A 26,600-nucleotide genomic window follows, 5' to 3' on the forward strand; every position below is an offset into this window, starting at 1 on the left:
CTATACTTTAGCAAATTTATAATCGAATAAACGGGTTAAGCAGTGCCTATAGAATTTGTCGCAACGTCAAGATTACCGACCGCTTTTGGTGAATTCAATATTACGGTTTTTCAGGATCCTGAAACCGGTGAAGAACACGTCGCACTCTCTAAAGGACTAGAACAAGTTCCCACTGAACCTGTTTTAGTTCGTATCCACTCCGAATGCCTCACCGGTGATGCCTTCGCTTCACTCAAATGTGACTGTGGCCCACAGCTTCAAGCGACCCAAAAATTAATTAATGAAGCAGGTCAAGGGGTGATTTTATATTTACGCCAAGAAGGTCGTGGTATTGGCTTAACCAATAAAATTCGTGCTTACGCCCTACAAGACCAAGGCCATGACACAGTCGATGCCAATTTATTATTGGATCTTCCTGCCGATGCACGTCGTTATGATATGTGTCCTATCATGTTGAATCATCTCAACATTACTGCGGTGCGTCTCATTACCAATAACCCGTTAAAAATTGAAGCGCTCCAAGAGCAAGGCGTGAATGTCGTTGATCGCGTTCCGCTGACTGTGGGTTTAAATCCCTTTAACGAACAATATTTAAAAACCAAACATGATCGTATGTCGCATATGTATCAAAAGGACGATTTTTAAAAATCCTTTAAATTCTCCATAAATTAATCCCTCCAAACCTCCCTTTACAAAAGGGAGGCTTCCCCCTCTTTATTAAAGAGGGGTTAGGGGAGATTCAAATCGTCATCGAAAAAATACGATTTTCAGGAACACGACGTTTTAATCGTAAATCAAAAGCCATGCAGATATTACGGACAAAAGGTTTGCCTTTTTCGGTAATTTGGATGCTCTGATCACCCAACTCTAATAATTCATCCGCCTGCATTTCTGTTAATTGTGCAACCACTTCATCAATTTCTGGAAATTGCATGTCTGTATTTGCCCACGAAGTATGGAATGTACACATCAAATTCAGAATATGTTTACGGATAATCAAGTCTTCTTCAGTCAGCACATGACCTCGATAAACAGGAATTTGGTTTTGCTCTAAACGTGCATAATAGTCTTCAATTTTCTTTTCATTTTGTGCAAAGCTGTACCAACTGTCACTGATCGAGGATAAGCCGAGACCAATCATTACTTGGGTTTTCGATGCGGTATAGCCCATAAAATTACGGTGCAAACTGCCCTGCTGAAAAGCTTGATACATCGGATCTTGGGTTAATGCAAAATGATCCATCCCAATTTCATGATAGCCCTGCGCCAATAGCTGTTTTTTACCTTCTTCATAGCATTGACGCTTTAAATCATCTTTCGGGACATCGGCATCTTTAAAACCACGCTGACCATTACCCTTAATCCACGGCACATGTGCATAGCTATAAAAGGCTAGACGATCTGGCATCAAACGATTGGTCTGTTCAATGGTATGCAACACATCGTTTAAATCCTGAAATGGCAGACCAAAAACCAAATCATGTGAAATAGAGGTATAGCCAATATCACGTGCCCACTGTGTCACTTGTTCCACATGCTCAAAAGGTTGTATCCGATGAATGGCTTTTTGCACCTTCTCATTATAATCCTGCACTCCATAACTTACGCGTCGAAAACCAACATCATACAAAGCTTGTAAATGCTCACGTGTGGTATTGTTCGGATGCCCTTCAAAGCTAAATTCATGTGTATCGGCAATATCAGCATGCACTAGAATGCCTTGAATCAACTGGGTGAGATGCTCAGGAGAAAAGAAAGTAGGCGTTCCCCCGCCCAAATGAATTTCTTTAATCTTTGGTCGATCGACCAAGAGCTGACAATATAAGTCCCACTCTTTCAGCACCGCCTGAATATAAGGCAGCTCCATCTCATGTCTTTTTGTGACTTTTTTATGGCAACCACAAAACGTACATAAGCTTTCACAAAATGGTAGATGGATGTACAGACTGATGCCTTCGCTGTGATTAGTCTCATCAAATGAACGCTTCAAGCCCTGTTTCCACTGTTGCAATGAAAACTCAGCTTCCTCCCAATACGGTACGGTTGGATAACTGGTATAGCGTGGACCCGGTACATTATATTTTTGAATTAAAGAACTCGCTTGCTGAGACATCGATGCACCATTTCAATCAATGAGATTTAATTTAAATCTACCTGATGATTATTGTGCTGAGCTTCAGAAGTGAATTCAACCTAGCAAATTTGTCGGAATAGCCCCAATTTCAGTCTGAGCAATTGCTGCTAACTTTGCATGATCTTTTGGTTTAATCACTAGATTTCCAGATTTAAAGTAAAGAGCCGATGCTGAGTATCGGGAAAAATGCCTTAAGTTTTCACGTAATTTATGTTTTGATGACACTTATCTTTAAATTATTTTAATAAAGGTCACCATGCAGAATCCAACTTCAGCCGATATTCAACGTGTAGATGAATTCCTTCGCGATTTACAGGCACGAATTTGTGCCGCATTGGAACAGCAAGAACGTGCTGGTGGCGGAAGTGCCGAATTTGCTATCGATGACTGGGAACGCCCTGAAGGTGGTGGTGGTCGCTCACGTGTTCTTCAAAATGGAACGGTGATTGAAAAAGGCGGTGTGATGTTCTCGCACATCAATATTTCAAAATTACCCGCCTCTGCGACTGAACGCCATCCCGCTATTGCAGGTGCAAAAGCGCAAGCCATGGGCGTGTCGTTGGTAATTCACCCGAAAAACCCCAACGTCCCAACCTCACATGCCAATGTGCGTTTATTTGTCGCGGAAAAAGAAGGACAAGATCCGATTTGGTGGTTTGGCGGTGGTTTTGACCTCACTCCATTTTATCCAAATGATGAAGATGTCTTGTCTTGGCATCAAACTGCCCATGATCTTTGTGCCCCATTTAGTGATACACTCTATGATGAACATAAGAAATGGTGTGATGACTATTTCTATCTCAAACACCGTGATGAACAACGTGGTGTGGGTGGTTTATTCTTTGATGATCTCAACCAATGGGACTTTGAAACCTGTTTCAAATATATGCAGGCCGTCGGTAATGGTTATTTAGAGGCAATTTTACCGATCTTCCAAAGAAACCAAGACAAAGCCTATACCGAAGCACAACGAGACTTCCAACTTTACCGTCGTGGTCGTTACGTTGAATATAACCTAGTGTATGACCGTGGCACCTTATTTGGTTTACAAACTGGTGGGCGTATTGAATCCATTTTAGTAAGTATGCCACCTTTGGTGGGCTGGTCGTATCGTCCTGAATGGGAAGAAAATTCTCCAGAGAAAAAGCTCACCGACTTTTATTTAAAACCGCATGATTGGCTTAATATATTGAAATAAAATAGATAGACATGTATTTGCCTCTGTCCATCAGGGGCTTTTCATTGCCTTTTAATTAAAGTATTTATATTTCTAGGTAATATCTTGATGCATAAATAAATTTTTTAAGCATTTACTTTGTAATCATATTGCTCAACAATGACACATCTTTTAAACAGCTTTACGCTATGTCATTGCACAATGTGTCAATAAACTCATGGCTGTAACTTTCTTGTACGGAGTACAACGCACATGACACATCAAACACTCAATAAAAAAGCAGTCAGTCTTACTGCCTTGGTGTTTTGGAGCTTTGCTGTTGTGCTGATCAGCGCTATCAGTACTAATATTTTTTCCGAAACGTCTTTGAATGACAATTTGGCTATTGGCTTCATGGTGGTTGCCTTGATTGGTTTAGTCATCAGTGCTGCCAGCATCTTGATTCAAAGCGTCTTAGATATTTGTAATCCTTAATTTTCCGCCTTTATTTCACGATTTTAAGACTGCCCGAACTTTAGCCATCATCACATTTGGCGTATATTGTCTGCTCTTTCACATCTACATGGACGCTGTGCAATGAGCAAACAATTTGCCGTGATTGGCAACCCGATTGAACAATCACGCTCACCTGAACTTCATCATGCCTTCGCTGAAAAAACAGGCCTCGACATTCAGTACAGCAAACGACTTGCGCCACTCGATGGTTTTCAGCACAGTGTCGAATCCTTCTTTGCCGAAGGTGGCATCGGTATGAATGTCACTGTTCCGTTTAAAGAACAAGCCTATGCACAATGTAGCGTGCTTACTGAACGTGCCAAAATTGCAGGTGCGGTCAATACACTTTGGATGCAAGATGGCGTACTCCATGGCGATAATACCGATGGACAAGGCCTAGTTGATGCCATCCGTGCCTTAGATTGGAATTTAGAACAGAGCGATATTTTAATTATTGGTGCAGGTGGTGCGACACGTGGCGTGATTTACCCACTGGTACAAGCCGGGGCCAAAAAAATCGTCATTGCCAACCGTACTTTAGCGCGTGCTGAGCAATTGGTCGCTGATTTAAAAACTGCCGTCCCCAATGCCGAACTTGCAGCCATTGCCCTCGCCGAATTAGCAGGTCAATTTGATCTGGTGATTAATGCCACATCGGCCAGCTTAACGGGTGATGCTCTAATTTTGCCTGAAGCTTTACAATTCACCCACGCCTATGAAATGGCCTATGGCAAACCATCGACATTTTTGGATCAAGCCAAAGCACGCCATGTTCCAACCTCAGAAGGTTTTGGCATGTTGGTTGGTCAAGCAATCGAATCTTTTTCTATTTGGAATGGCATTAAACCTGATCTAAAAGACTTTCTATAATTCAAAATGATTTGCTCAATTCACTTTCTGAGCAGGCTAAACACCTAAAAAAAGAACCTCAATTGAGGTTCTTTTTTTGATCCAACTTACTTCTTATGTTTTTGTATCGCCTTATAAGTCTCATAATAAGCCGATTGGCTGAACAACTCTTCGTGTTCTGCTGCTAGGCCTTGCAATGACGCTTCTGATAATTTTCCTTTGATATCATCAGCAAAGGCTTGCGCATAGATTTTTGATGCTTTCACCAAATGTGCTTTTTCAGTTCCTTCCAGTTCATAGCTAGCTAAAAAGTTTTGTTGGTATAAATGTGCAAAAATCGCCTGATCAGTCTTATAGGTTTTTTGCAACTGCTTCCATTCAACCTGAGCTTTGTACTCACCAATCCCCGACTGCACATAATGATTGACTGAAGAACCTAAGTCATCAAAGTCTTGATAGCGATGCAAAGCATGCTTATCACGTAATTGATTTAAACGTTTCAGCGCATTGCCTGTTGGCTCTTTTAAGCCATCAACAAATCGATATGCATAAACTTCAGCAATTTCATTCAAATCATTGGCTGAGTAATAACGCACATACTGAGCGCGATAGTTAGCAAATGCCACGACAAATGCCGCTTGATAGGCTTTCACTTCAGATTGATGGCGTTTATAACTTTGCAAAGCAACTGTACTGAGATATTCAGGAAGTTCGATTTCTTCATTTGCAGCACGGACATCATCAACCGATGCAGTTTCTGCTTCAACAAGCAGAGGATCATTTCCCGTGATTGGCGCAAGCAGGCCTTTCAACATATTTTCAAAGAGTGAATCTTTACTGACTTCCTCAATGGATTTTGCCTGTTTCATGGCTTGACGATCAATTTTAGTCGCATTGCCATAATTCAAGATTTGGTTGCTACTTTTCAGCTTTAATTGACCTAAACGTGGCTCATTAAAGGCCAATTGATAGTCCATTACTTGGACGCGGCCTTTGTGATCTAAGCCTACATCCATCACGACATTCGAAGATGATTTATCCTGTGTATTCAGCACCTGTGCAATTTCAGCTTGATGCTTTTGCCATAATTGCTGGAATTGTTTTACATCGACAAGTTGTTCACTTTGATATTGCTGGAATACTGGTTTTAACTGCTCAACAGCGTCCGAAATCTCTGAATCTGTATTGGATGCGTCCGCAGCAGAGGCCGATGGTACAGAATCTTCTTGCAGCGGTATCACCCGAACATCTTGATAATCCTGACACAATGTGACTTTACCAATCGGCACCTGTTTGGTGTTCATCAAGGCCTGACAGGCTTCCTCAGATAAGTTCGCTGTTTCATCATCTTCTTCTGAAGCCGCATAAGCTTCGGTTACTTCAGTATCCGTATTATAGGCTTCTTCGTCATCACCCGCGGTCGCCTCCGCATATGCACTTGCAGTATCGATCGCGTATTCAGCAGATTCAGCTGCAGAAGACGTTTGTTCTTCTTGCGTTTCGTGTTGGTGATACATCAGGCCATGCATTTTCGCATTGAGCAGCTCATTCACACGTTCTACAGATGCATAAGCCGCATCATAGTCTTCATCCTCAGCTGCTGCCGCTACTGCAGTCCCTCCCTCCGCTTCAGCCGCAGCCATCGCCTCTTCGGAAGCACTCTGATGCACAGCAGCGTCCACAGATTCATCTTGCTCGGCGTCACTATTACGCTGACCTTTGATTTGCGTGGTGTAATAGTTGGCATTCACAAAATCGAAAAGTTCAAGCTGGGTGTATAGCGCATTAAGATCACCCACATAGCGGATTTTTTTAGTCAGCCCTGCATTTTTTTCATCACGTGTTAAAGCAATATTTTGCACTTGATTCGGCTCTGCCAAGACATAGGGCAAAGCATTCATTTGTTTTAAATAGTCAGCAAATTTTTTCAAATCGTACTGAGCAATCGTCTCTTTATGTTTTGAAAAATCCACATAAGCCAAGCTGCTTTGGCTTTCACGATTTACCATAAACGGCATGAACGCAAAGTAGTTGGTATAAAATTTATGTTGATTAAAATCAATGATCATCGGCAACTGTGCATTCACCTGCAAAGTCGGTTTTTGATAACTCAGTTGTAAGGTTAAGGCGGCAAGTTTTTCTCTAAAATGTACTGAACCGCTATAGCTAAACTGTAAATCATTCAACACATTCAGTAGTGATTGTGCAATTTTGGATTGCGGAGAAACGCCATCATCTTCATCGCTATAGCGCGCTGATGGTGGGATCGATTCATTGGCAATCGCTTGATAGAGCTGTTTCTTTTCTTTTTGGCTAAATGGAATATTTTGGGTTTTAATCAACTGATCCAGTTGTTTTTTAAGTTTAGGATCCAGCTCTGGCTGTGTGCTTATCGCAGGTTTTGACTTGGTTTCAGGCTTTTTTTCATCGAACTGAATATCGGTCTGAATTGAAAATTGCCCTTTCATGTCATAACTGGCATTTTCAAACATTGCGTTTAAGCCTTGAGTGGCTTGTTGCCCGAGAGACTGATCCGTTGAATTGGTTTTTATGACATGTTGAGCACACCCAGTAATACTCAAACCCAGTAAACAAAGTGTTATATATTTTAATCGCATAATTGTACGAAAGACCTAAGTTCTTTATGATTTATTAAAAGAAAAAAATGATCAAAAGATCAACATCCAGTCTATCAGAAGTTTACATTTCACATGTTGGTTAAATATTACAATTCGCCTTTCTGACATTTTTTAAGGGCGTATTCATCAATGTTTTTTGGATAAAATTATGAATAATCAAATCATCAATACAGATAATCCAAAAAAATTTAGATATTAGGATTAAGACTATGCCTGCATATAAAGCGCCTTTACACGATATTCGTTTCTTAATGAATGAAGTGCTCGATTACCCAGCACACTACAAAACTTTGTCTAATGGTGAAGCTGCTGATGCAGATACTGTCGACATGATTTTAGAAGGTGCAGCGGATTTTTGTGAAAACATCCTTTCACCTTTAAACCAAACGGGTGATGAAGAAGGCTGTCATTTTGAAAATGGTGATGTGAAAACACCAAAAGGGTTTAAAGAAGCCTATGACCAATTTGTACAGGGTGGCTGGCAAGGTCTGTCTTTCCCTGAAGAATTTGGCGGTCAAAACTTGCCACAGTCGTTGAATCTCATCAAATCTGAAATGATGGGTACAGCAAACTGGTCATTCCAAATGTATCCGGGTCTCAGCGTAGGTTGTATCAACACCATTCTACAATTTGGTTCAGAAGAACAGAAAAACCAATATTTACCGAACCTTGTTGCTGGAACTTGGTCAGGCACCATGTGCTTAACTGAACCTCAATGCGGTACCGACTTAGGTCAGGTAAAAACCAAAGCGGAACCTCAAGCTGACGGTAGCTATGCAATTTCTGGTACAAAAATCTTCATCTCTGCGGGTGAGCATGATTTAACAGATAACATCGTGCATATCGTACTTGCTCGTCTTCCAAATGCTCCTGCAGGTACTAAAGGGATTTCATTGTTCATCGTTCCAAAATTCCTTGTGAAAGCAGACGGTTCAGTGGGCGAACGCAACCCAGTGACTTGTGGTTCGATTGAACACAAAATGGGGATCCGTGCTTCGGCAACAGCTGTGCTGAACTTTGACAATGCCATTGGTTACTTGATCGGTGAAAAACACAAAGGCCTACATGCAATGTTCACCTTCATGAACACTGCACGTATTGGTACAGCAATTCAAGGTATTGCACATGCTGAATTGGCATTCCAAGGCGCACTTCCATACGCGAAAGAACGTATGTCTATGCGTGCACTTTCAGGTAAAAAAGATCCTGAAAAAGTAGCCGATGCGATTATTCACCATGCAGACGTACGTCGTATGCTTTTAACTCAAAAAGCGATCGCTGAAGGCGGCCGTTCAATGATTTACTATGCAGCTCAAATTGCGGACAAAATGACTGATGCTTTAACCCGCGGTGATACAGCAGCGTTTGAAGCACATGATGACCACTTAGGCTTCTACACCCCGATTCTCAAAGGTTTCTTAACCGAAATGGGTTATGAAGCTGCAAACCATGGTATGCAAGTATACGGTGGTCATGGTTATATTAAAGAATGGGGCATGGAACAAATTGTTCGTGACTCACGTATCTCTACTCTCTACGAAGGCACAACTGGTGTTCAAGCACTAGACTTGATTGGTCGTAAAGTTCTGTTGACCTCTAAAGGTAAAGTGATTCGTGACTACACAGCTGAAATCTTGAAGTTCTGTGGTCAACATGCACGTAACAAATACATGCGTCGTTTTGCGTGGGACTTAACGAAGCTTTGCGCACAGTGGAATGCATTAACGGTTCGTATCATGCTTGCAGCACGTAAAGACCGTGACATCGTATCTTCTGCTTCTGTCGATTTCTTAATGTTCTCTGGCTACGTGATGATGGCTTATTTCTGGGCACAACAAGCTGCCGTAGCTTCTGAAAAATTAGCAGAAGGCAATGGTGCAGAAGTTCCTGAGTTCTATAAAGCAAAAATCAAAGTGGCAGACTTCTACTTTGAACGCCTATTACCACGCTCACAAGGTCACGCTGAAGCAATGGTTAACCCATCGAAGACCATGACTTCTTTGGCTCCTGAACACTTTAGCTTTGACTACTAAGCTTTAAACCGAGTTAAATGACTCTATAAAAAGACCGCTTCGGCGGTCTTTTTGTCTTCTCTTTTAATTTTCATCTATAGCGATAATGAGCAGCATTCTTAATTTCTTCATGAGGTAATAACAATGTATAAAGATGAACTTTATATGGAGAAATATTGTTGTATTTTTCAAAAAAATAATTTTATTTAATAAATATTAAATACTTAAATTAAATTTCACTCGATGATTTTAGCTTTACATTTGTATCTCATACAACTTCATATCTTCTCCATAGCCTCCCCCTATGATGAATTCATTGATTCATAAAGAGCGTAACCATGAAAAAACTGATGTCTTCATTAATGATTGGTCTAATTGCAACAACTGCGACAATGTCTGCAATGGCAGCGCCTGCATTCGATCATAAAAATCCGCCACCTGCTGCACACTTCGATAAAAAACCTGTACCGCCTAAAACAACACATCACAAACCTGCTGGGCCGCAAATAGTGAAAAAAGAGCATCAACACGCTCATGCAAAATTTGCCAAACAAAATCATAAGGCCGTAGCTTTTAAAGGCAATCAACACAAACCTGTTTCGCAGCATAAATTACCGCCAATGCCACCGAAACATCGTTAAGCTAAATTAAAAAAAGACCGCTCATGCGGTCTTTTTTTAATATTTACTTTGCTTTATCAGCAATAAATTCTTTAATCTCTATGGGTTTATCTTTTACCAACTCAACTGTGCCTTCATTCACACCATTAAAGTTCTTAAAGTGAATTGAAACACCTTGGTCGTTGGCAAGTCGTACACCACTTCCTGAAACTGCTCGTTTCAATTCATACACACGATCAGAATTATCAGTCAATTGTGCGGTTTCAAAATTATCTTTGGTTTTTAACTCAAGGCTAAGATCTTGTGGCCCTGTAAAGTGAATCACTTGCTCATCTTGAGCTACTGCAACATCGTTTGTTTGTGCAGTTGTGGCCGTTGCCTCTGTTGCAACATTTTGTTCTGATGGTGCTTTTTTATCGGTGCAACCCACCAAAGCTATAGTTAATAACGTCGCAGTTAAAATATATTTCATTTTCTGAAGTTCCTTTATGCCATGTAAATTCAATTATCAACTGAATAATTTCATACACATTCTGCAAATTACATTCCAAATATGAAAAATTACTTGTCGCTCAAATTTTAAAACAAGTTTGACATAGCTTTCATTACAGGAATTCTTCCAATACTGAGTTTAAAAAGATATGCCCCTGCTCGGTACAAGACAAACGCGCAGGATCATTCACCATCAATTGGCGCTCACGTAAAGAAGCCAATAATTCAGAAATTGGCGCTAAACTTTCCCCTGTACGCTCACTATATAGCTTGGCTTCCACCCCATGATTTAAACGAAGTACATTCATCATAAATTCAAAAGGCATGTCGGCTGCTTCGATGCGCTTAAACTGAAGATGTTCAGCAGGTACTTTGGCTAAATAGTCTTTCGGCAATCGGGTTTTTTGGAAACGATACACCCCGTCTGGCATGGTCACTTTACCATGTGCGCCTGCGCCAATCGCCAAATAATCGCCAAACTGCCAATAATTTAAATTATGTGCCGACGGCTTTTCTTTACGCCATGCCGATACTTCATAATTGATAAAGCCTTGCGCTGTTAAATAGGCTTCGCCCTGTTCTTGAATATCTTCAAGCACATCATCGACAGGTAAAATCGGTTTTGTGCGGAAGAAAACCGTATTAGGTTCAATGGTCAACTGATACCACGACACATGCGTTGCGCCATTTTCAACAGCAAGTTTTAAATCCAACAGTGCTTGCTCAAGCGTTTGTTCAGGCAGGCCATGCATCAAGTCGACATTTATCCGTTCAAAACCTGCCTCTTTTGCATGCTGAATGGCAGAAATCGCATCATCATTCGAATGAATCCGGCCCAGTTTTTTCAGCTGGTCGGTATTAAAACTTTGCACACCGATAGATAGACGATTAATCCCTGCATCTAAATAACCGGCAAAAGGATCGTGCTCAACCGTGCCCGGATTGGCTTCCAAGGTAATTTCACAGTCCGCTTCAAATGGCACTAACGCTTTGAGTTGAGCAAATAACCCTTGATAGCCTTTGGATGAAATGAGCGATGGTGTACCCCCACCAATAAATACACTATGAATCAGGCGACCCTGAGCAAAATCGACTTGCGTTTTAAAGTCTTCAACCAACGCCTGTAAATATTCTTGTTCTAAGTCTAAAGACAATTCACCATTCGGCACTGCATGCGAATTAAAGTCACAGTATGGACATTTGCGCACACACCACGGCATGTGAATGTATAAAGATAACGGAACAACTGCAGGATTTAATTCAACCAAGGAAAATGCTCAAAAGGAACAAAAGAAGTAAGCGCATTTTAACATGACTGCATCAGAGCGCTTATGAAATCTCATCCACAATACAGTAGACTAATAAATTTAAGAAGAATTAGATGATTAGAAGATGAAAATAAGCAGCCATTTATTGTACTTACTGCCGCTCGCGATGGGTGTTGGTATCGCCATGACCATTCAAACAGCGATCAACAGCCAATTGCGTGAATATTTATATTCACCGCTGCAAGCTGCCCTTTTTTCTTTTTTGGTTGGTACAATAGTCCTCGCCTTTATGGTGTTTTTTCAATCGGCCGAAAAACCGGACTTTGCAAGTTTTGCTCAAATCCCTTGGTATTTATGGCTGGGGGGATGTTTGGGTGTTTATGCCATCAGTATCAGTATTTATACCGCACCGAAACTGGGTTTTTTATCCCTCTCCGGTCTGATTATTTTTGGACAGATCTTAATGTCGATGGTATTTGACCAGTTTGGCTTGCTCGGCACTGAAAAAACCCCGATTAACTGGCAACGCTTATTGGGTGGCGTGGTGATTTTTATTGGTGTGCTTCTCACTTTCCAACGCTAAGACCTCATTCCTAAGCACCTCACAAGAAATGAGTACATTCTGTGTCTACTGTCACGGCTGTAACAAGCAGCAAGTATGAATTAAAACAACTGTTTCATTTAATGATCCCGATATTGATCACGCAGTTTGCGCAAGCGGGATTTGGTCTCATTGATACCATCATGGCTGGACACATGTCCGCCAATGACCTTGCAGCCATTGCGGTCGGGGTCGGTTTATGGATACCGGTCATGCTGCTGTTCAGCGGCATTATGATTGCAACCACCCCATTGGTGGCCGAAGCCAATGGTGCTCGCACGCCTGAAAAAATTGCCACCATCGCCCGTCAGTCGTTATGGGTCGCATTATTTTTAGGGATCATTGCCGCATTAGTCTTACAAGCCATGCCGCTGCTTTTACCGTTATTGGGTGTCCCTGAAGCATTGCTGCCGAAGGCGAGTTTATTCTTACACGCCATTAGTTTAGGTATGCCTGCTGTCACCATGTACGCAGCTTTACGTGGCTACTCAGAAGCTTTGGGGCATCCGCGACCAGTCACTGTGCTGAGTCTGCTAGCTTTATTGGTGTTAATTCCACTAAACTTTATTTTTATGTATGGTTTAGGCCCAGTCCCTGAATTGGGTTCTGCAGGATGTGGTTTTGCCACCGCGATTTTACAATGGTTGATGTTCTTTGCTTTGGCGATGTACGTTTTCAAAGGATCGGCCTATCAAAAGACCCAACCTTTCGCTGCTTTTGAAAAAATGAACAGTGAATGGATCAAACGTATCTTAAAACTTGGCTTTCCCATTGGCTTAGCCATTTTCTTTGAAGTCAGTATTTTTAGTACAGCCGCTATTGTTTTGAGTCCTTTGGGCGAAGTCACCATTGCCGCGCATCAAGTCGCCATTTCGATTACCTCGCAATTGTTTATGATTCCCATGTCACTAGCGATTGCGCTGACCATTCGGGTCGGTACCTATTATGGGGAAAAGAACTGGCTGGCTATGCGAAAAGTCCAGAAAGTCGGTATGTTGACAGGGACGGTATTTGCCCTGATTACCATGTTGCTGCTTTGGCTTTTACGTAATGAAATTGTGTCACTCTATACCAATGACTATGATGTGACTCAGCTTGCAGTATATTTGGTCTTGTTCGCGATTGCCTATCAGTTGATGGACGCATGGCAAGTCAGTGCCGCAGGGTGTTTACGCGGCATGCAAGACACTAAAGGGCCGATGTGGATCACCATGATCGCGTATTGGATCATTGCTTTCCCTGTCGGGATCTATCTTGCACGCTTCACCACGACTGGTGCTGCAGGCGTTTGGATTGGCCTAATTGTGGGTCTGACTGTCGCCTGTATACTGCTACTTACACGTTTATTTATGATGAATAAACGTTTAGCTCAAGCGAGATAAGCCCTTAAAAATCATCTAAAAAGTTACTTAAAAAAGACAGCTAGGCTATGCAGAAGATTAATGCAAATTAACACGCTGCATAGCAACGCCATAAATAAACAGCACGAAGAAGAGGAAGATAAACATGTCCCATGTATTTCGCTCGATGAGTCTCTGTCTGAGCTTGGGCTTCTCCATGTCACTACAGGCTGAACAAACAATCAACCGACATGAATTTCCTTTGTATTACGCACCCATCAAAGTCCAATCACAACCTGAATTTGATTACATCAATCAAGCACTTTGGACAGCCTTTCGCTTTTATCATGAACAACAAGCAGACTCATATACCGCACGTTTAAAGTTAAGTTGTCAGCAGTCTGGTATGGCATATACCTATCAGGACTTCATCAAGGCCAATCAAAAGTTTGCCTCTGCGGGTGATCAGGATTTTATCGTGACGCAAAACCTCATCACCTTGAATGAAAACTTACACCATAACCAATGCAGTAAATATCTCAGTCCACATTTAGAACTGGAAAAAACTGAATCTAGCGAAGCAGCAAAAACCAACTAATTAAGCGCCTCGATGGCATTTTTTAAACCTTGTGGCACTTGGCTGTCGTCCTCTACGTCTTTCACGATCGCCTGCCCGACAATCACATCTGTCCCATTAAAACTCATGGTCGGTGATCCATACAATTCATAGCCTTCATTTAAAGCTTTGGTCACACGGGCACAGAAATTGACATCATCTTTACCGGTTAAATAGCGATACACTTTCATCGTTCAGTTCTCTTCTAGCGACGCGATATTTTAAACCATTCAGCACATGGCTTAAATTTGCCTGAATTATTTTCAGTATTTACATTTTTGCCCATCATTTTATCAATGGAAATAAAGTCTTAACAATTTAAAGTAGGCAGTTTGTGTTTTGTCGCCTATGATCGGTATTAGATAATAAATGATGATCTTGAGGAACATCACATGGCAAAAACGGCTAGCACACCGGGTCGTCGCTTTATGAAACTTGCCAGTATGACGGCAAGCATTGCTACTAAAACCGTTTCCAATTCCATCCGCAATATCACTGCCGATGAAGAACAGAAAAATGCATCTCGCAGTAAACTTTTTCAGGACATCGGTCTGCAAATTGCAGACACTTTGGGTGAAATGAAAGGTGCGGTGATGAAAGTCGGACAAATTGCCTCGCAGTACAAAGACATTTTTCCACCTGAAGTCGCAAAAGCGATCAGTAAATTACAACGCCAAGCGCCAGCCATGCCTTTTGCTGAAATTAAGGCCCAAGTAGAACAAGAACTCGGCAAACCCCTCGCGCAAATTTTTAAAAGTTTTGAAGAACAACCTTTTGCCGCTGCATCCATTGGGCAGGTGCATAAAGCCGTGTTACCTAATGGTCAGCAGGTGGTGGTGAAAGTGCAATATCCGGGTGTCGAAGAAGCCTGTGAAAGTGACTTAAAACAAGTTCGCCTTGCACTTCGTCTGATGGGCGTATTAAAAATTGATCGGAAGTTACAAGACAAGCTATTTCGTGAAATTCAGGACAGTTTAGACAACGAACTGAACTATGAAATTGAAGCGCAAAACTTAGATGTGGCCCGTGCGTTTCATAGTGCGCTGGATGACAAAATCATCATTCCACAGGTCTATAAAGATTATTCTTCACGTCATATTTTGACTCTAAGTCTAGAGCTTGGCGACAGTATAGAAACTGCCAGCACATGGTCACAAGAAACCCGAAATGCCTTGGGAAGACGCTTATTCCGTGCCATAGGCCGTGAAATTTTCTTCCTTAAACGTTTCCACTGTGACCCGCATCCGGGCAACTTCGCCTTTCGTGAAGATGGTTCAGTCATCGTATATGACTACGGCGGTGTGAAAACCCTGTCTCCTGAAATCGTGTCGCACTTTAAGCAATTGATTAATGCTGCACGCAAGCACGATATTCCACTGATGGAACAGCAACTGGATGCCCTACATTCACTCAATGAACTCGGTAAATTCCCTACAGAGTTGTATGAGCAATGGCTTGAAGTACTGATGCGTCCGCTGACCACACAATACGACTTTGCTGAAAATTCAGCGCACCATGACGGGGTAGAATTAATTAAGCCATCTCTTAAATACTGGGATGTGTTTAAACCGTCGCCAGACACCCTGATGGTGAACCGGACTGTTTCAGGGCATTATTGGAATTTGATTCATTTGAAAGTGAATGACAATCTCAATGATCTCTTTGATGAGTTGGTCCCACCTAGCGCTTAAGTGAACATGACGCGCTGATTGCCTGATGAATTTCGGGCAATATTTGCATTTTATATTGTTATGTTATAACATTTCTTTAATCAATAAATTTAAGGAACAGAAGAATGCGTGCCAACATCCATCCCGAATACCGTGAAGTGCTCTTTCATGACACCAATGCCAATGCCTTTTTTGTGATTGGCAGTACTTTAAGTACTAATCAAACCAAAGAGTTTGAGGGCAAAACTTATCCATATGTGACGCTCGATATTTCAAGTGCATCACACCCTTTTTATACAGGTGAACAACGTCAAGTGAATAATGAAGGACGTATTGCGAACTTCAATAAACGCTTTGCGCGTTTCAAACGCTCACAATAAGTTCAGTTTCGATTAAGTTTTTTCTTTTAAAATTAAAACATTAAAGAAGTTCAGGGTTACCCTCCTCCAGCCTGAACTTCTTTTTTTTATGTCTGAAATTTTGTGGTTTTCAAGCGTTGTTTTAAACATCTATTTTTAAAATCGAATGAAATAAGTAATATCCCAGCCCCAATACGATGACACCAATCACCACACTGGAAATGGCATAACTAAATGCCAGCCCACTTTGCCCTTGTCTGAGCAGTTGAAAGGTTTCTAAGCCGAAACTGGAAAATGTGGTAAAGCCACCTAAGATCCCGACCATAAGCAATAAGCGTGCTTCATTTTGTAGAACGGGATATTTTTGGCTAAATGCAAACAACACACCTGCACAAAAGCAACCTAAAATATTCACCCACCATGTAGCCCATGGAAAGAGTACTGTTGGCTTGGCCAATAACAGTCCTGCTGCATAGCGAAGTGTTGCTCCAATTGCGCCGCCACATGCGACCAAAAGCCAGTTCATAGTTGTCCTACTTCAACATCATTGGTATCTACAATTTAGGCAACAGACTGCCTAAGGTCGCCCTTCAATATACACGCATTTAATTTACGCAAATAGTGTTAAATGTTTGGGTCAAAGCTTGCTATAGTCTGCAACACTTTGCGGTATTTTTTATTGAAAGAGGACATTATGGCTCAGGAATTATTAGATCAACTTCAAGCAGGGACTGCGAAATTTTCAGATGTGATTGCATTTATTGAAGCGCGTTATAACCACACACCAACTGCTTTTACCAATGGCAAACAAGCCAATGCAGCGACTGAAAACCAAGGCAGTGCCAAAGTATTTTCTTTTGCCCAATTGAATGGTCTAAACCAAGCTGAAACCTTAAGTCTTTTTGCTGAACATTATGCTGCTGTTTTGGCGACACCAGACGCAACTGACCACCAAAACATTCGCCAATTTATGCAAAATGGTTGGGAAGGTATTCAATTTGACGGTCAAGCGCTGAGCGCGAAATAATACATACGTGGACGTTTTAAATCAGTTCGTCTGCCATAAAAAAGCCAGTATAAATACTGGCTTTTTTATCTTTTCATCATTGGTTCAAATCAAGATACTCGAACTCTGCAAGTCCATTCAGCCATCGCGGTTTTTTCCCAAGCTCGTGCATGCTTCAAATGTAGTAATTCTTCACCGGCAGTCAATGCGGTAAAACGATAAATTTTTTGACCACCGGCACCAAGCACTGGTGTCGCATCTGCAGCAGCAGCTTGTTGTTGAGCTGATTGAAACACTTCTTCAACTTTAAAAAGTTTCGGTTGCTCAGCCAAAGACCATACATATCCGGTACTTGGATTTTCGTTTAACAGTACTTCTAAAGTTTGTCCACGATCCATCTCAAGCAAGGTCGGACAACTTTGCTGTTCAGTAAATACATGGGTTTTCCCATCTACAGTTGAACTCATACTGGTACATCCACCAAGCGCCAAACTACTCGCCATCATTAGACTCAAAATAAGCTTTTTCTTTATCGTCATTTTCATCATCAAATTATTTTACCTTGAATCTAATGCACACCGATTTCAATACGATCTCGATGCAATCGAAGTTTAGCCTTTGACTTTTTCAATCCACTGAATCGAACTTACACGAAAAACCTCACAAGCCCCATCACCCGTGTCTGTTGGGGTCAAAGATGAAGTCCAAACCAAATCTTTGTCTTTCACCTCAACCAAATCCCCTTTTAAACGCACAAGATCGCCACGTTTCACTTGAGTAATTTGTTTCGCAATTTGCGGGTTTGCAGGAATGATGTGCATATTCGACACCATCATCATGGCTTGCTTTTGCGGTACAGGAACGCGATCCATTTTCCAATTTAAGAAACGGTCATATTGATTGACTGAAATCGTACGAGCAATTTCTGGCTCTGCAAATAAGCCCCAACTGACCGCATAATCGATCGGAGAAAATTTTGCTTGTTCATCTGTTTGATAGGTTTTAGAACCTAAAATTCGGAAATCACCTTTAAATTCTTTCAAGGTAGAAATCGACTGGCCTTTGGCAGCAGGTGCTAAGCCTTTGGCAATATTATAATCTGAAGACGCTTGGACACCGACATTCAATAAAAAGCCTGCAAGCACAGTACTTAATGCAATTCGCTTGATCATCGCGTTATCCTCTTACCCTGTAATACTTCACATTACTCAATTTTAATTCTGCAATTGAGCCGACTTCATCTATTCATAATGCCCCAACCTGAACATGAGCTTAAAATCGCGTAGGTTGAGCCTGATGAATGTCGTTTTCACTAGTTGTAACTCTATATTACGCACACAGTCTGCATAAACCTTATGAACTTGGTAACAAAATGCTGTTATTCAGTCAATTGGCCCATATTCATGCTCCACGACATGATTTACACTTTAAAAAAAGCCAACAATAATGCCCGCTATGATTTATAAATTTTATCAACAACACATTTTTCCGCATCTTTTAAATCAAGTCATGCAAGTACCAAGCTTGATGGATAAACGACGTGAACTCCTGTTAGCCGTATCTGGGGAGGTGCTCGAAATTGGCTTTGGTACAGGTTTGAATTTAGCGTTTTATCAAAATGTCGATACGGTTTTTGCCCTTGAGCCCAATTCCGATATTTTTCATTTAGCTGCTGAACGTGTACATGCAGCACCTTTTGAGGTACAGCATATTTTAGCTGGTGCTGAAAAATTACCCTTTGCAGATGAAAGTCTAGATCATGTCGTGAGTACATGGACCTTATGCAGCATTGCCGATATTGAAACTGCGCTTGAAGAAATCTACCGTGTCCTTAAACCAACAGGGACATTTCATTTGGTTGAGCATGTACCACACAATGAAAATCGAAAAATTAAGCAGTTACAGCATTTACTCACGCCCATTCAAAAGAAAGTCGCAGATGGCTGTCATCTGGATCGTAATATGCAAAAGTTGCTTGAAGATGCCCAGTTTGAATGTTTTGAAACGCAGTATTTTGATGCTGAAGGCATTCCAAAAATTGGTCAGCGCATGTTGCTCGCCCGCGCACGGAAGTTGAGTTAAAGCGTCCAAGGCCATGTTTAAGCACAATCAAATCTAGATAAAAATACCTAGTCTTTGATTAATCGAATGGCATTAATTTTTAGGATATGACAGGGCTTTTTATTCAACACATTATAGGTGTTATACGACTTGCCTGTTTTGATGGAATGTACATCCACCCATTCACCCAAAATCTCCACACGATCCCCTGATTTTAAACGACGAATACGATTTGCAACGTCTTCGGATTGAGCAATCACACTGACATTTTGCAATTCAGACTTGAGCTGTTCAACTTGTGTCGACGGCACGTCTTTCGCTTGTACGTTAAAACAGCGGTTCTGCTGCGACCATTCAAGATGATATTTTAAAGACTGGAAATCATTTGCGCCTGAACCCAGTAGCAAATCAATATTGCTGACATACGCCAAGTCTTGAAAGCCACCCACCACGGTCGGTGCGGCCGGATGTAATGTACGACTACTCGCACTGTAGTAGCGTTTATCCAACAGCAAATATTCACCGGCAAATGCCTGAGTCGGTGTGACCTGAAAATTTTTCAGCACACCAGTTTGCTCTAAATGTGGAATGGCACGAAAATATTCAGACCATATCCACAGCATGAGAGCAAAAACGGCTGCAGTCGCTAAGAGTTTTTCCATGTGGATATTCTGTCCTTATTACTTTTCAACGGTTCTGAGGCTGAGTCACGCGAGCTTAAATGTGCTCAAAGTCAATTCGGATGGTTTCAAAACGCACTCGCCCTTCGGCAATGGCTTGAGCAATCGCTTGTTGCCCTTTGGTCAAACGTGCGCCACCACTTTTAATATCAATCAGCACCACCTCGATGTCTTCAGCGAGCCCATCACCATCACGAAAGTCGGTGTAGCCATCAAAAACCACATAATCGATCGGGTCACCGAGAAACTTTGCATCGCTAGGTAAATACTGAAATTCAGGCATGATCGGCGCCATTTGTTCGGCCATTTTGCCTTTTAAAACAGCACGACTGGTATTTACACTGCGTTTTTGTGCATGGGCCAAGGCTTGCTGATGTTCCAATTCTAGTTCTGCAATATATTGCTCGTATTCTGCCTTTATCCTTCCATTGCGACTGCCACTTAAAATTAAGGTGGTCAGTACAATCCCAATACACGCGCCAATGAGCATGGCCATCCAGACAGACATTTAAAATTCCTAATCTTTTTAATATATTACAGCGAAACCTATAGAAAAAACTTAGACTTTGGTTCTTTGTCATATTCCCCGCATTAAACAATGATATGCTAGGGATGAGCAGAATAAAATCTATTTAGGTCGATGAAAACGATATTAATTGCCAATCAAAAAGGTGGTTGTGGCAAAACCATCACAGCAATCAGTTTAGCCTCTGCACTTGCGCAAAAAGGTTATAAAGTGGCCTTGGCAGATGCTGACAATCAAAAGTCTGCACGTCAATGGCTCAAACAGCGCCCAGAGACTGCAGCCCCAATTCAGAGCCTAGATTGGCGTCATGAAAAATCGATTGGTGATGTGCCGAAAGGGATTGAATATCTAATTATCGATGCACCGGGTGCGTTATCGGGTGAACATGCAGATCAGTTGGTGAGTGAAGCTCATGCCATCATTACCCCGCTACAACCATCTTTCTTCGACATTGACTCGACCCGTCGTTTTTTAAAGCATTTGCAAGAAATTAAGCGGATTCGTAAAGGTAAAGTCCAAATCCTATTGTTGGCCAATCGTGTCAAACCCAATTCTGCTCATTCCAAAGAAATTCAAGATTTTTTCAATAAAGTTGAACAACAGCCCGTTGCTTGGATTTCTGAACGTACCGCTTATGGTCAACTTGCCATGCAAGGTCTTTCGGTTTTTGATAAAACGCAAAAATTGTACCTCGGCATGCAGCAACAATGGCAACCTGTGCTCAATGCCATTATTGAAGACGAAGCCGAGTGGTTTTAACCCATCATTCCACATTTTGCTGATATAAAGGCCAATCTTGCAAGGATCTAGCCTGAAAGATATTCACCATAAGTTAACAAGCTCTCGTTTTCGGGAGCTTTTTTTTCGGTTAAGATTGAACACAACATGATGAAAAAATCAGAGCACGCATTGCCAACGTTCGCACCTACATTACAAAAAGTCTTATTGTTCGGATTATTTTTTATTCTGATTTTTTTGAGCTTTAGCGTACTCAAATACTTTATTGTGCCCGTTGTTTGGGCAGCGATTATTGCTTATATGACTTGGCCGCTGTATCAATCGGTGCATCGTTTTTGTGGCAATCGTGCAAATTTAAGTGCGGCGCTGATGATCTTACTGGTGGTGCTCGTGGTGGGTCTTCCGGTGATTTTTGCAATCTTCTTGTTACAACATGAAGGCCGTAACTTGTATTTTGAATTACAAAAGCAGGTCTTCTCTGGTCATGTCAATGTGCCTGATTTTATTCGCCAACTGCCGTTTATTGGTAAAGAAGTCAGTCGTACCCTGCATGAGCTGAACAATGACCCAAACAGTATTATTCAATCAGTACAAATTTGGATTCAGGGGCATTTGAACTACGGTAAAGTTTTGGTCGGCGAAGTCAGTAAAAATATCTTTAAGCTGTGTTTTGCCGTGATGTCTTTATTTTTCTTCTATCGTGATGGTCAAACTATTTTAAGTCAGGTCAGTAAAGCCCTCGAAATGGTCATTGGGCCACGTATTCATCATTATCTTGCCACTATTTCGGATACTACACGTGCCGTAGTGTATGGCATCGGTCTCACCGCCATTGCCCAAGCTTTACTTGCCGGTGTGAGCTATTTTGTCGCCGATGTGCCTAACCCGATGTTATTAACCATCATTACCTTCATGTTGGCACTGATTCCGTTTGGACCACCAATTTCATATACCGCTGTGTCGTTGTGGTTATTTTCACAAGGTCAAACCATCGAAGCCATTGGCGTCATGGCTTGGGGTGTTTGTGTGGTGAGTACAGCCGATAACGTGATTCGTCCTTTAGTGATTTCAGGGGCAACCCAGATTCCATTCTTATTAATCATGTTTGGTGTTTTAGGTGGGATCGCCAGTTTCGGTCTTGTCGGTTTATTTATCGGGCCAGTGATCTTGGCGGTATTGTTAGCCATTTGGCGTGAATGGTTGCATGAAACCCAAATTGAACCCGTCATGATGCCCAAAGCAACATTGGCACATAACTTAGACAATATGGATGATAAGCCTGAACAACCTTAATTCAGGCTTGAATTCATTAAACAAATATTACAATCAAATACTTAAATTATCTGTCATCCTGTATCCGCATCTGTTTCAATGGTTGAAACTCCATAAAAACAGACAGGATGCCAAACATGTCTTCACTATTTAAATTCGGTGCGCTTGCTGCGGTCAGTGCCCTGATGTTTACAGGCTGTGCGAGTACCTCGACTTCAACAGGTCTGAATGCAAAAACCGTGACGGTCAATGCCGTGACTGCTCAAGGTATTGGTCAAAGCATCGGTCAAATTAACTTGGTTGATAGCCCTGCTGGCTTGGTTATTCATACCAATTTAACCCAGCTTCCTCCGGGTCCACACGGTTTCCATATTCATGAAAAAGGCTCTTGTGCCCCAGCTGAAAAAGATGGAAAAGCGGGTGCTGCTCTTGCTGCAGGTGGTCACTTTAACCCTAAAGCTGCACCTCACCACGGTACGCCGCTAACAGGTCACTTGGGTGACTTACCGATCCTTCAAGTTCAAACCGATGGCACAGCAAAAGTGAATTTAATTGCACCGCGTTTGAAATTGGCGGATGTACAAGGCTTAGCCATCATGGTCCATGCCGGTGGTGATAATTACTCTGACGACCCTAAACCTCTAGGCGGTGGCGGTGACCGTATTGCCTGTGGTGTGATTCAATAATCGACCTTGCATATAGACTTGAACAAGCGGACTTTAAGTCCGCTTTTCTTTTGAATAAAAATTGACAGTTCACAGAAAAAAGCTCAGTCTAATTTACAAAATCATTCGAATACTTCATAACTCTGTGAACACGCGACTCTCTTGGTTTCAACAGTTTCAATCCAGTGCAATCATTATGTATTGCCTGCAAATTTGTATTGTTTTGAGTGGCACCACGCTCGGATTATATTTTCTCGGTTTTCATAGTTTTATTGTGCCCGTCACCTTAGGTGCGATTGCCACCGCGCTCACCGACTTTGATGACCGACTCAGCATCCGACTGCGTAATTTGCTCTATGTCTGCGTACTCTTCTTTAGTGTCAGTAGTATTTTAGATTTTCTCTATCCCTATAAATTTTTATTTATTCTCTACCTATCGCTATCCAGTGCAGGCTTTATTTTACTTGGTGCATTGGGGCAACGCTATGCCACGATATCTTTTGGCACGATTTTACTGTCGATTTATACCATGTTCGGCTTGGGCGAATATGACACCTGGTATTTTCAACCCAGCTGCTTTGTTCTAGGGGCCTTATGGTATGGCTTCACCTCGATTCTCTTTTACTTGATTAAACCCACCCTACCTGTACAGGACAATCTTTCACGTTGTTTTTTACAAATCGCCGAAGTACTGAATGCAAAAGCACGCTTATTTGACCCAGATAATGTCGACAATGTGGAACACTTACTATATGAATTATCACTCAAAAACAGTGATGTCATCCCAAGTTTAAACACGACCAAAGCTTCTTTACTCACCCGTTTAAAAGCTTCAAGAGCCAATAAAAACACCATCTACTGGCTGAATTTATATTTCTTGGCACAAGATATTCACGAACAGGCCAGTGCGAATTATTTACACTATGAACAAATTCATCAAAATTTTAGCCGTACCGATTTAATTTTCCGTTTTCAAAAAAATATTCGATTACAAGCGCAGGCTTGCCAACAGTTGGCCTACTGTATTTTGCATCGACAGCCCTATCAGCCTGATCCCATTACCGCACAAGCACTGGCACATTTGCATGCCTCTTTGCAGGAGTGGATGGCCAATAATCCGCAAAATATAGAAGTGAAAAACCTACAGCTGATCTTGAGTAATTTGGACAGTGTACAAGAACGCTTTTCGCATGTTCAGGATTTAGATCATTCACAGCAACAGGCCTATCAGCAGCATATCGACAACCTCAATTTACTCGATGACGATATTCATGGATGGCATGATTTATGGCTCAAATTGAAACAGCATTTGAGTCCCGAATCTGCTTTATTTCGCCATGCCGTTCGCATCGCTTTTGTCTTTGCGATGGGCTATGCCATTTCACTACTGCCCTTTGCCAAAAATGGCTACTGGATATTATTGACCAGTTTATTTGTCTGTCAGATGCGCTATTTTGCGACCAAAAGTCGTTTAAAAATGCGGACTTTGGGAACCATATTAGGGGTCTTACTTGGCATTCCTATTTTGTATTTTGTGCCAAGTGTCGAAGGTCAATTGCTACTGACAATTATTTTTGGCGTATGCTTTTTCTATCTGAGTGCCAAAAAATATGCCATGGCGACCCTCATGGCAACCTTAATGGTCTTGCTGATTTTTAATTTAAAAGGCGCAGGTTATGCGGTTATTTTACCGCGTATCGTTGATACCCTACTCGGCTGTTTTATTGCATGGTTCGCAGTCAATGTCATCTGGCCAGATTGGGACTTTCGCAATATTTCCAAGACCATTCAAAAAAGCTCTGCTGCGACCCTGCATTATTTTGATGCCGTAGTTGAGCAATATCTCCATGGGAAAACCAATAGCATTGCTTATCGGCGTGCCCGTCGTTCAGCCCATAATGCTCAAACTGAGTTGTCGAGCATGATTTCAAGTTTAAGTACCGAGCCTGAACCCGACCAAACTTTGATTCAACATGCTTTTCGCTATTTGGTCTATAGCCATAGTCAGCTCAGTTATATTTCGGCACTGGGGAGCCACCGTGAACAAGTACAAGACCAACAAGTCCTTGAACTGCTGCAATGGTGTCAAAGCACCCTAGACGACGTCTTAATTCAGCAAAAACCGCTCAACCCTGAGAAAATTCAGCAAAAACTTTTCGAAATTCAAACACTCAGCACTGAAGAAATGCGGTCTAATCACCTACAACTGGTGCTCAAGCAAATCAGTTTATTATTAGAAACATTAGCCGAACTGATTCAGCTTCGAACACAGCTGATTCAGGCGGAAATTAAATAAAATCATTCGAGACTCATGATGAAAATGCTTAGTTTAGGTTTTAGACACCTCATATTACCTACGATTGTGGCGACCTCATGTTTAGCTGCGTCTTCTGTTTTTGCAGCACCGACAGCACAAGATTTGAAGCGTATTTTGGAATGTCAGGCCGATTACGACACCTACCATGACACTTTGCTCGATTATGAAAAGGCTCTGGGGCAATTGGGCTGGAAACGCCATGATGACCCACATCAACCGTTTATTTATATCTATAAAAATACGCAAGCTGTTGAATTTTTTGGCATGCCGACCCAAGAAATTGGCCTGTCTTCCAATGCAGTATTCGCGATCTATCGCCAAGCCGATGTGAAAAAACTTGCCCAAAAATATGGTATTGAACAACATCCGATGTTTGCCGATATGCCATTTTTCCGTGGTGAAAAAATCCTACGTACGGAAGCCGAAACAGATGATCTACATGCCATCAATCACAAACTGAGCCTGTCTGAAATGACTGGAAAAAGCCCGATGATTTTATTCGGCTGTAACTATGAATTTGATCAGGGTTCGATTGAAGATGCCTTAACGGATCTAGAAGGTTAATCCGAGCAGACGACTCAGAATTAACTTTAAATACATCAACTTAGATTCAATATGCGGATCAATTATTTCAACATGAACGCTTCGTTCCTGCTGTGCTTTCAGGTACACTCAAGGCTGAAATCACTTTGAATTTAAGCTTCGCATGAATATCAAGACCTTACGCTTTGTGGGCCTACTCGAAGGCATCTCCTTTTTATTATTGTTGTTCATTGCTATGCCAATGAAGTACCTGATGGATAATCCAATATTGGTCAAATACGTCGGTATGGGACATGGCGTCTTGTTTATTGCCTTCTTGGTGGTGCTATTTGTGGTCTGTGAAAAGCAAAAATGGTCACTCAGCGTATTTCTAATGGGCCTGATTGCATCGATATTGCCTTTTGGTCCTTTCATTTTCGATCGCAAATTAAAAAATGCAGAACAACCTGCAACATCAAATTAAGACGGTATACAACAAATAAAAAAGCCCAATGTTGTTCTACACAGCATTGGGCTTTTT

The 26,600-nt window shown here is 41.7% G+C and carries 29 protein-coding genes; 19 read left to right on the forward strand and 10 right to left on the reverse strand.

Annotation, left to right across the window (positions count from 1 at the left end; all coding sequences use genetic code 11):
- Positions 1–42 precede the first annotated feature (42 nt).
- Positions 43–645: a GTP cyclohydrolase II gene (gene ribA, locus B1201_RS04255; RefSeq protein WP_078192476.1), complete on the forward strand. Its 603-nt coding sequence runs from the start codon at positions 43–45 to the stop codon at positions 643–645.
- Positions 646–739: 94 nt separating this feature from the next.
- Here ribA and hemN read toward each other — a convergent pair whose 3' ends face one another.
- On the reverse strand, positions 740–2,113 hold the full coding sequence (gene hemN / locus B1201_RS04260; protein WP_078192477.1) for an oxygen-independent coproporphyrinogen III oxidase: 1,374 nt from the start codon (positions 2,111–2,113) through the stop codon (positions 740–742).
- A 277-nt stretch (positions 2,114–2,390) separates the two neighbouring features.
- Between hemN and hemF the strand changes: the two genes are divergently transcribed.
- From hemF to aroE, 3 genes are all read left to right on the forward strand, one after another.
- Positions 2,391–3,332 (forward strand): oxygen-dependent coproporphyrinogen oxidase, encoded by a 942-nt coding sequence (hemF, locus tag B1201_RS04265; protein WP_078192478.1) that lies wholly within the window; start codon positions 2,391–2,393, stop codon positions 3,330–3,332.
- A 231-nt stretch (positions 3,333–3,563) separates the two neighbouring features.
- A complete protein-coding gene (locus B1201_RS04270) occupies positions 3,564–3,785 on the forward strand; it encodes a hypothetical protein (protein WP_078189308.1) in 222 nt (73 codons plus the stop codon).
- Between the two features lie 102 nt (positions 3,786–3,887).
- On the forward strand, positions 3,888–4,676 hold the full coding sequence (aroE, locus tag B1201_RS04275) for a shikimate dehydrogenase (protein ID WP_078192479.1): 789 nt from the start codon (positions 3,888–3,890) through the stop codon (positions 4,674–4,676).
- A gap of 86 nt (positions 4,677–4,762) precedes the next feature.
- Here the strand turns inward: aroE and B1201_RS04280 are convergent, their stop codons facing one another.
- Entirely contained in the window at positions 4,763–7,273 is a 2,511-nt protein-coding gene (locus B1201_RS04280; RefSeq protein WP_078192480.1) for a hypothetical protein, read from the reverse strand.
- A 230-nt stretch (positions 7,274–7,503) separates the two neighbouring features.
- Between B1201_RS04280 and B1201_RS04285 the strand changes: the two genes are divergently transcribed.
- A complete protein-coding gene (locus B1201_RS04285; protein ID WP_078192481.1) occupies positions 7,504–9,327 on the forward strand; it encodes an acyl-CoA dehydrogenase C-terminal domain-containing protein in 1,824 nt (607 codons plus the stop codon).
- A gap of 317 nt (positions 9,328–9,644) precedes the next feature.
- Positions 9,645–9,947, forward strand: a complete 303-nt coding sequence (locus B1201_RS04290) for a hypothetical protein (protein WP_078192482.1) — start codon at positions 9,645–9,647, stop codon at positions 9,945–9,947.
- 43 nt (positions 9,948–9,990) lie between these two features.
- On the opposite strand, the gene B1201_RS04295 is transcribed toward B1201_RS04290, so the two are convergent.
- On the reverse strand, positions 9,991–10,398 hold the full coding sequence (locus B1201_RS04295) for a hypothetical protein (protein WP_078192483.1): 408 nt from the start codon (positions 10,396–10,398) through the stop codon (positions 9,991–9,993).
- Positions 10,399–10,531: 133 nt separating this feature from the next.
- Positions 10,532–11,686, reverse strand: coding sequence for a radical SAM family heme chaperone HemW (gene hemW, locus B1201_RS04300; protein ID WP_078192484.1), 1,155 nt, complete (start codon positions 11,684–11,686; stop codon positions 10,532–10,534).
- A 124-nt stretch (positions 11,687–11,810) separates the two neighbouring features.
- On the opposite strand from hemW, the gene B1201_RS04305 reads away from it, so the two are divergent.
- The 3 genes from B1201_RS04305 to B1201_RS04315 all read left to right on the forward strand — a co-directional run bounded on the left by B1201_RS04305 (position 11,811) and on the right by B1201_RS04315 (position 14,225).
- A complete protein-coding gene (locus tag B1201_RS04305; protein WP_078192485.1) occupies positions 11,811–12,269 on the forward strand; it encodes a DMT family transporter in 459 nt (152 codons plus the stop codon).
- Positions 12,270–12,310: 41 nt separating this feature from the next.
- A complete protein-coding gene (locus B1201_RS04310; protein ID WP_078192486.1) occupies positions 12,311–13,669 on the forward strand; it encodes an MATE family efflux transporter in 1,359 nt (452 codons plus the stop codon).
- 124 nt (positions 13,670–13,793) lie between these two features.
- The gene (locus B1201_RS04315; protein WP_143221656.1) at positions 13,794–14,225 is read left to right on the forward strand and encodes a hypothetical protein; all 432 of its coding nucleotides are present in this window, start codon (positions 13,794–13,796) and stop codon (positions 14,223–14,225) included.
- Here B1201_RS04315 and B1201_RS04320 read toward each other — a convergent pair.
- On the reverse strand, positions 14,222–14,434 hold the full coding sequence (locus B1201_RS04320; RefSeq protein ID WP_078189319.1) for a DUF1737 domain-containing protein: 213 nt from the start codon (positions 14,432–14,434) through the stop codon (positions 14,222–14,224). The genes B1201_RS04315 and B1201_RS04320 overlap by 4 nt on opposite strands.
- A gap of 201 nt (positions 14,435–14,635) precedes the next feature.
- Here B1201_RS04320 and B1201_RS04325 point away from each other — a divergent pair, with 201 nt between their 5' ends.
- Positions 14,636–15,934 (forward strand): ABC1 kinase family protein, encoded by a 1,299-nt coding sequence (locus B1201_RS04325; RefSeq protein WP_078192488.1) that lies wholly within the window; start codon positions 14,636–14,638, stop codon positions 15,932–15,934.
- A gap of 104 nt (positions 15,935–16,038) precedes the next feature.
- Positions 16,039–16,293 (forward strand): type B 50S ribosomal protein L31, encoded by a 255-nt coding sequence (locus B1201_RS04330; protein ID WP_078189321.1) that lies wholly within the window; start codon positions 16,039–16,041, stop codon positions 16,291–16,293.
- Positions 16,294–16,414: 121 nt separating this feature from the next.
- On the opposite strand, the gene crcB is transcribed toward B1201_RS04330, so the two are convergent.
- On the reverse strand, positions 16,415–16,798 hold the full coding sequence (crcB, locus tag B1201_RS04335) for a fluoride efflux transporter CrcB (protein WP_078192489.1): 384 nt from the start codon (positions 16,796–16,798) through the stop codon (positions 16,415–16,417).
- A gap of 168 nt (positions 16,799–16,966) precedes the next feature.
- Here crcB and B1201_RS04340 point away from each other — a divergent pair, with 168 nt between their 5' ends.
- Positions 16,967–17,299, forward strand: coding sequence for a HopJ type III effector protein (locus B1201_RS04340; RefSeq protein ID WP_078192490.1), 333 nt, complete (start codon positions 16,967–16,969; stop codon positions 17,297–17,299).
- Positions 17,300–17,388: 89 nt separating this feature from the next.
- On the opposite strand, the gene B1201_RS04345 is transcribed toward B1201_RS04340, so the two are convergent.
- On the reverse strand, positions 17,389–17,817 hold the full coding sequence (locus B1201_RS04345) for a protease inhibitor I42 family protein (RefSeq protein WP_078192848.1): 429 nt from the start codon (positions 17,815–17,817) through the stop codon (positions 17,389–17,391).
- 72 nt (positions 17,818–17,889) lie between these two features.
- The gene (locus B1201_RS04350; RefSeq protein WP_078189325.1) at positions 17,890–18,450 is read right to left on the reverse strand and encodes a hypothetical protein; all 561 of its coding nucleotides are present in this window, start codon (positions 18,448–18,450) and stop codon (positions 17,890–17,892) included.
- Positions 18,451–18,733: 283 nt separating this feature from the next.
- Between B1201_RS04350 and B1201_RS04355 the strand changes: the two genes are divergently transcribed.
- A complete protein-coding gene (locus B1201_RS04355) occupies positions 18,734–19,360 on the forward strand; it encodes a class I SAM-dependent methyltransferase (protein ID WP_078192849.1) in 627 nt (208 codons plus the stop codon).
- A 47-nt stretch (positions 19,361–19,407) separates the two neighbouring features.
- Here B1201_RS04355 and B1201_RS04360 read toward each other — a convergent pair whose 3' ends face one another.
- A complete protein-coding gene (locus B1201_RS04360; RefSeq protein ID WP_078192491.1) occupies positions 19,408–20,001 on the reverse strand; it encodes a hypothetical protein in 594 nt (197 codons plus the stop codon).
- A 55-nt stretch (positions 20,002–20,056) separates the two neighbouring features.
- Entirely contained in the window at positions 20,057–20,527 is a 471-nt protein-coding gene (locus B1201_RS04365; RefSeq protein WP_078192492.1) for a Holliday junction resolvase-like protein, read from the reverse strand.
- 132 nt (positions 20,528–20,659) lie between these two features.
- Here B1201_RS04365 and B1201_RS04370 point away from each other — a divergent pair, with 132 nt between their 5' ends.
- From B1201_RS04370 to B1201_RS04395, 6 genes are all read left to right on the forward strand, one after another.
- Positions 20,660–21,304 carry a ParA family protein gene (locus B1201_RS04370; protein ID WP_078192493.1) on the forward strand — a complete coding sequence of 215 codons (645 nt, stop codon included), beginning with the start codon at positions 20,660–20,662 and terminating at the stop codon, positions 21,302–21,304.
- Between the two features lie 150 nt (positions 21,305–21,454).
- Entirely contained in the window at positions 21,455–22,576 is a 1,122-nt protein-coding gene (locus tag B1201_RS04375) for an AI-2E family transporter (protein WP_171263748.1), read from the forward strand.
- Between the two features lie 116 nt (positions 22,577–22,692).
- Positions 22,693–23,241 carry a superoxide dismutase family protein gene (sodC, locus tag B1201_RS04380; RefSeq protein WP_078192494.1) on the forward strand — a complete coding sequence of 183 codons (549 nt, stop codon included), beginning with the start codon at positions 22,693–22,695 and terminating at the stop codon, positions 23,239–23,241.
- Between the two features lie 124 nt (positions 23,242–23,365).
- On the forward strand, positions 23,366–25,516 hold the full coding sequence (gene yccS, locus B1201_RS04385) for a YccS family putative transporter (RefSeq protein ID WP_373684753.1): 2,151 nt from the start codon (positions 23,366–23,368) through the stop codon (positions 25,514–25,516).
- A 15-nt stretch (positions 25,517–25,531) separates the two neighbouring features.
- On the forward strand, positions 25,532–26,101 hold the full coding sequence (locus B1201_RS04390) for a hypothetical protein (RefSeq protein WP_143221657.1): 570 nt from the start codon (positions 25,532–25,534) through the stop codon (positions 26,099–26,101).
- 142 nt (positions 26,102–26,243) lie between these two features.
- Positions 26,244–26,543: a DUF3817 domain-containing protein gene (locus tag B1201_RS04395; protein WP_078189335.1), complete on the forward strand. Its 300-nt coding sequence runs from the start codon at positions 26,244–26,246 to the stop codon at positions 26,541–26,543.
- Positions 26,544–26,600 lie beyond the last annotated feature (57 nt).

The organism is Acinetobacter sp. ANC 5600, assembly GCF_002018395.1.
Taxonomy (GTDB): Bacteria; Pseudomonadota; Gammaproteobacteria; order Pseudomonadales; family Moraxellaceae; genus Acinetobacter; species Acinetobacter amyesii.

Coding starts and splice junctions, on each gene's coding strand:
- hemN (WP_078192477.1), bottom strand. CDS start 2,113: ATGTCTCAGCAAGCGAGTTCTTTAATTCAAAAATATAATGTACCGGGT.
- hemF (WP_078192478.1), top strand. CDS start 2,391: ATGCAGAATCCAACTTCAGCCGATATTCAACGTGTAGATGAATTCCTT.
- B1201_RS04270 (WP_078189308.1), top strand. CDS start 3,564: ATGACACATCAAACACTCAATAAAAAAGCAGTCAGTCTTACTGCCTTG.
- aroE (WP_078192479.1), top strand. CDS start 3,888: ATGAGCAAACAATTTGCCGTGATTGGCAACCCGATTGAACAATCACGC.
- B1201_RS04280 (WP_078192480.1), bottom strand. CDS start 7,273: ATGCGATTAAAATATATAACACTTTGTTTACTGGGTTTGAGTATTACT.
- B1201_RS04285 (WP_078192481.1), top strand. CDS start 7,504: ATGCCTGCATATAAAGCGCCTTTACACGATATTCGTTTCTTAATGAAT.
- B1201_RS04290 (WP_078192482.1), top strand. CDS start 9,645: ATGAAAAAACTGATGTCTTCATTAATGATTGGTCTAATTGCAACAACT.
- B1201_RS04295 (WP_078192483.1), bottom strand. CDS start 10,398: ATGAAATATATTTTAACTGCGACGTTATTAACTATAGCTTTGGTGGGT.
- B1201_RS04305 (WP_078192485.1), top strand. CDS start 11,811: ATGAAAATAAGCAGCCATTTATTGTACTTACTGCCGCTCGCGATGGGT.
- B1201_RS04315 (WP_143221656.1), top strand. CDS start 13,794: ATGTCCCATGTATTTCGCTCGATGAGTCTCTGTCTGAGCTTGGGCTTC.
- B1201_RS04320 (WP_078189319.1), bottom strand. CDS start 14,434: ATGAAAGTGTATCGCTATTTAACCGGTAAAGATGATGTCAATTTCTGT.
- B1201_RS04325 (WP_078192488.1), top strand. CDS start 14,636: ATGGCAAAAACGGCTAGCACACCGGGTCGTCGCTTTATGAAACTTGCC.
- B1201_RS04330 (WP_078189321.1), top strand. CDS start 16,039: ATGCGTGCCAACATCCATCCCGAATACCGTGAAGTGCTCTTTCATGAC.
- crcB (WP_078192489.1), bottom strand. CDS start 16,798: ATGAACTGGCTTTTGGTCGCATGTGGCGGCGCAATTGGAGCAACACTT.
- B1201_RS04340 (WP_078192490.1), top strand. CDS start 16,967: ATGGCTCAGGAATTATTAGATCAACTTCAAGCAGGGACTGCGAAATTT.
- B1201_RS04345 (WP_078192848.1), bottom strand. CDS start 17,817: ATGACGATAAAGAAAAAGCTTATTTTGAGTCTAATGATGGCGAGTAGT.
- B1201_RS04350 (WP_078189325.1), bottom strand. CDS start 18,450: ATGATCAAGCGAATTGCATTAAGTACTGTGCTTGCAGGCTTTTTATTG.
- B1201_RS04355 (WP_078192849.1), top strand. CDS start 18,734: ATGATTTATAAATTTTATCAACAACACATTTTTCCGCATCTTTTAAAT.
- B1201_RS04360 (WP_078192491.1), bottom strand. CDS start 20,001: ATGGAAAAACTCTTAGCGACTGCAGCCGTTTTTGCTCTCATGCTGTGG.
- B1201_RS04365 (WP_078192492.1), bottom strand. CDS start 20,527: ATGTCTGTCTGGATGGCCATGCTCATTGGCGCGTGTATTGGGATTGTA.
- B1201_RS04370 (WP_078192493.1), top strand. CDS start 20,660: ATGAAAACGATATTAATTGCCAATCAAAAAGGTGGTTGTGGCAAAACC.
- sodC (WP_078192494.1), top strand. CDS start 22,693: ATGTCTTCACTATTTAAATTCGGTGCGCTTGCTGCGGTCAGTGCCCTG.
- B1201_RS04390 (WP_143221657.1), top strand. CDS start 25,532: ATGATGAAAATGCTTAGTTTAGGTTTTAGACACCTCATATTACCTACG.
- B1201_RS04395 (WP_078189335.1), top strand. CDS start 26,244: ATGAATATCAAGACCTTACGCTTTGTGGGCCTACTCGAAGGCATCTCC.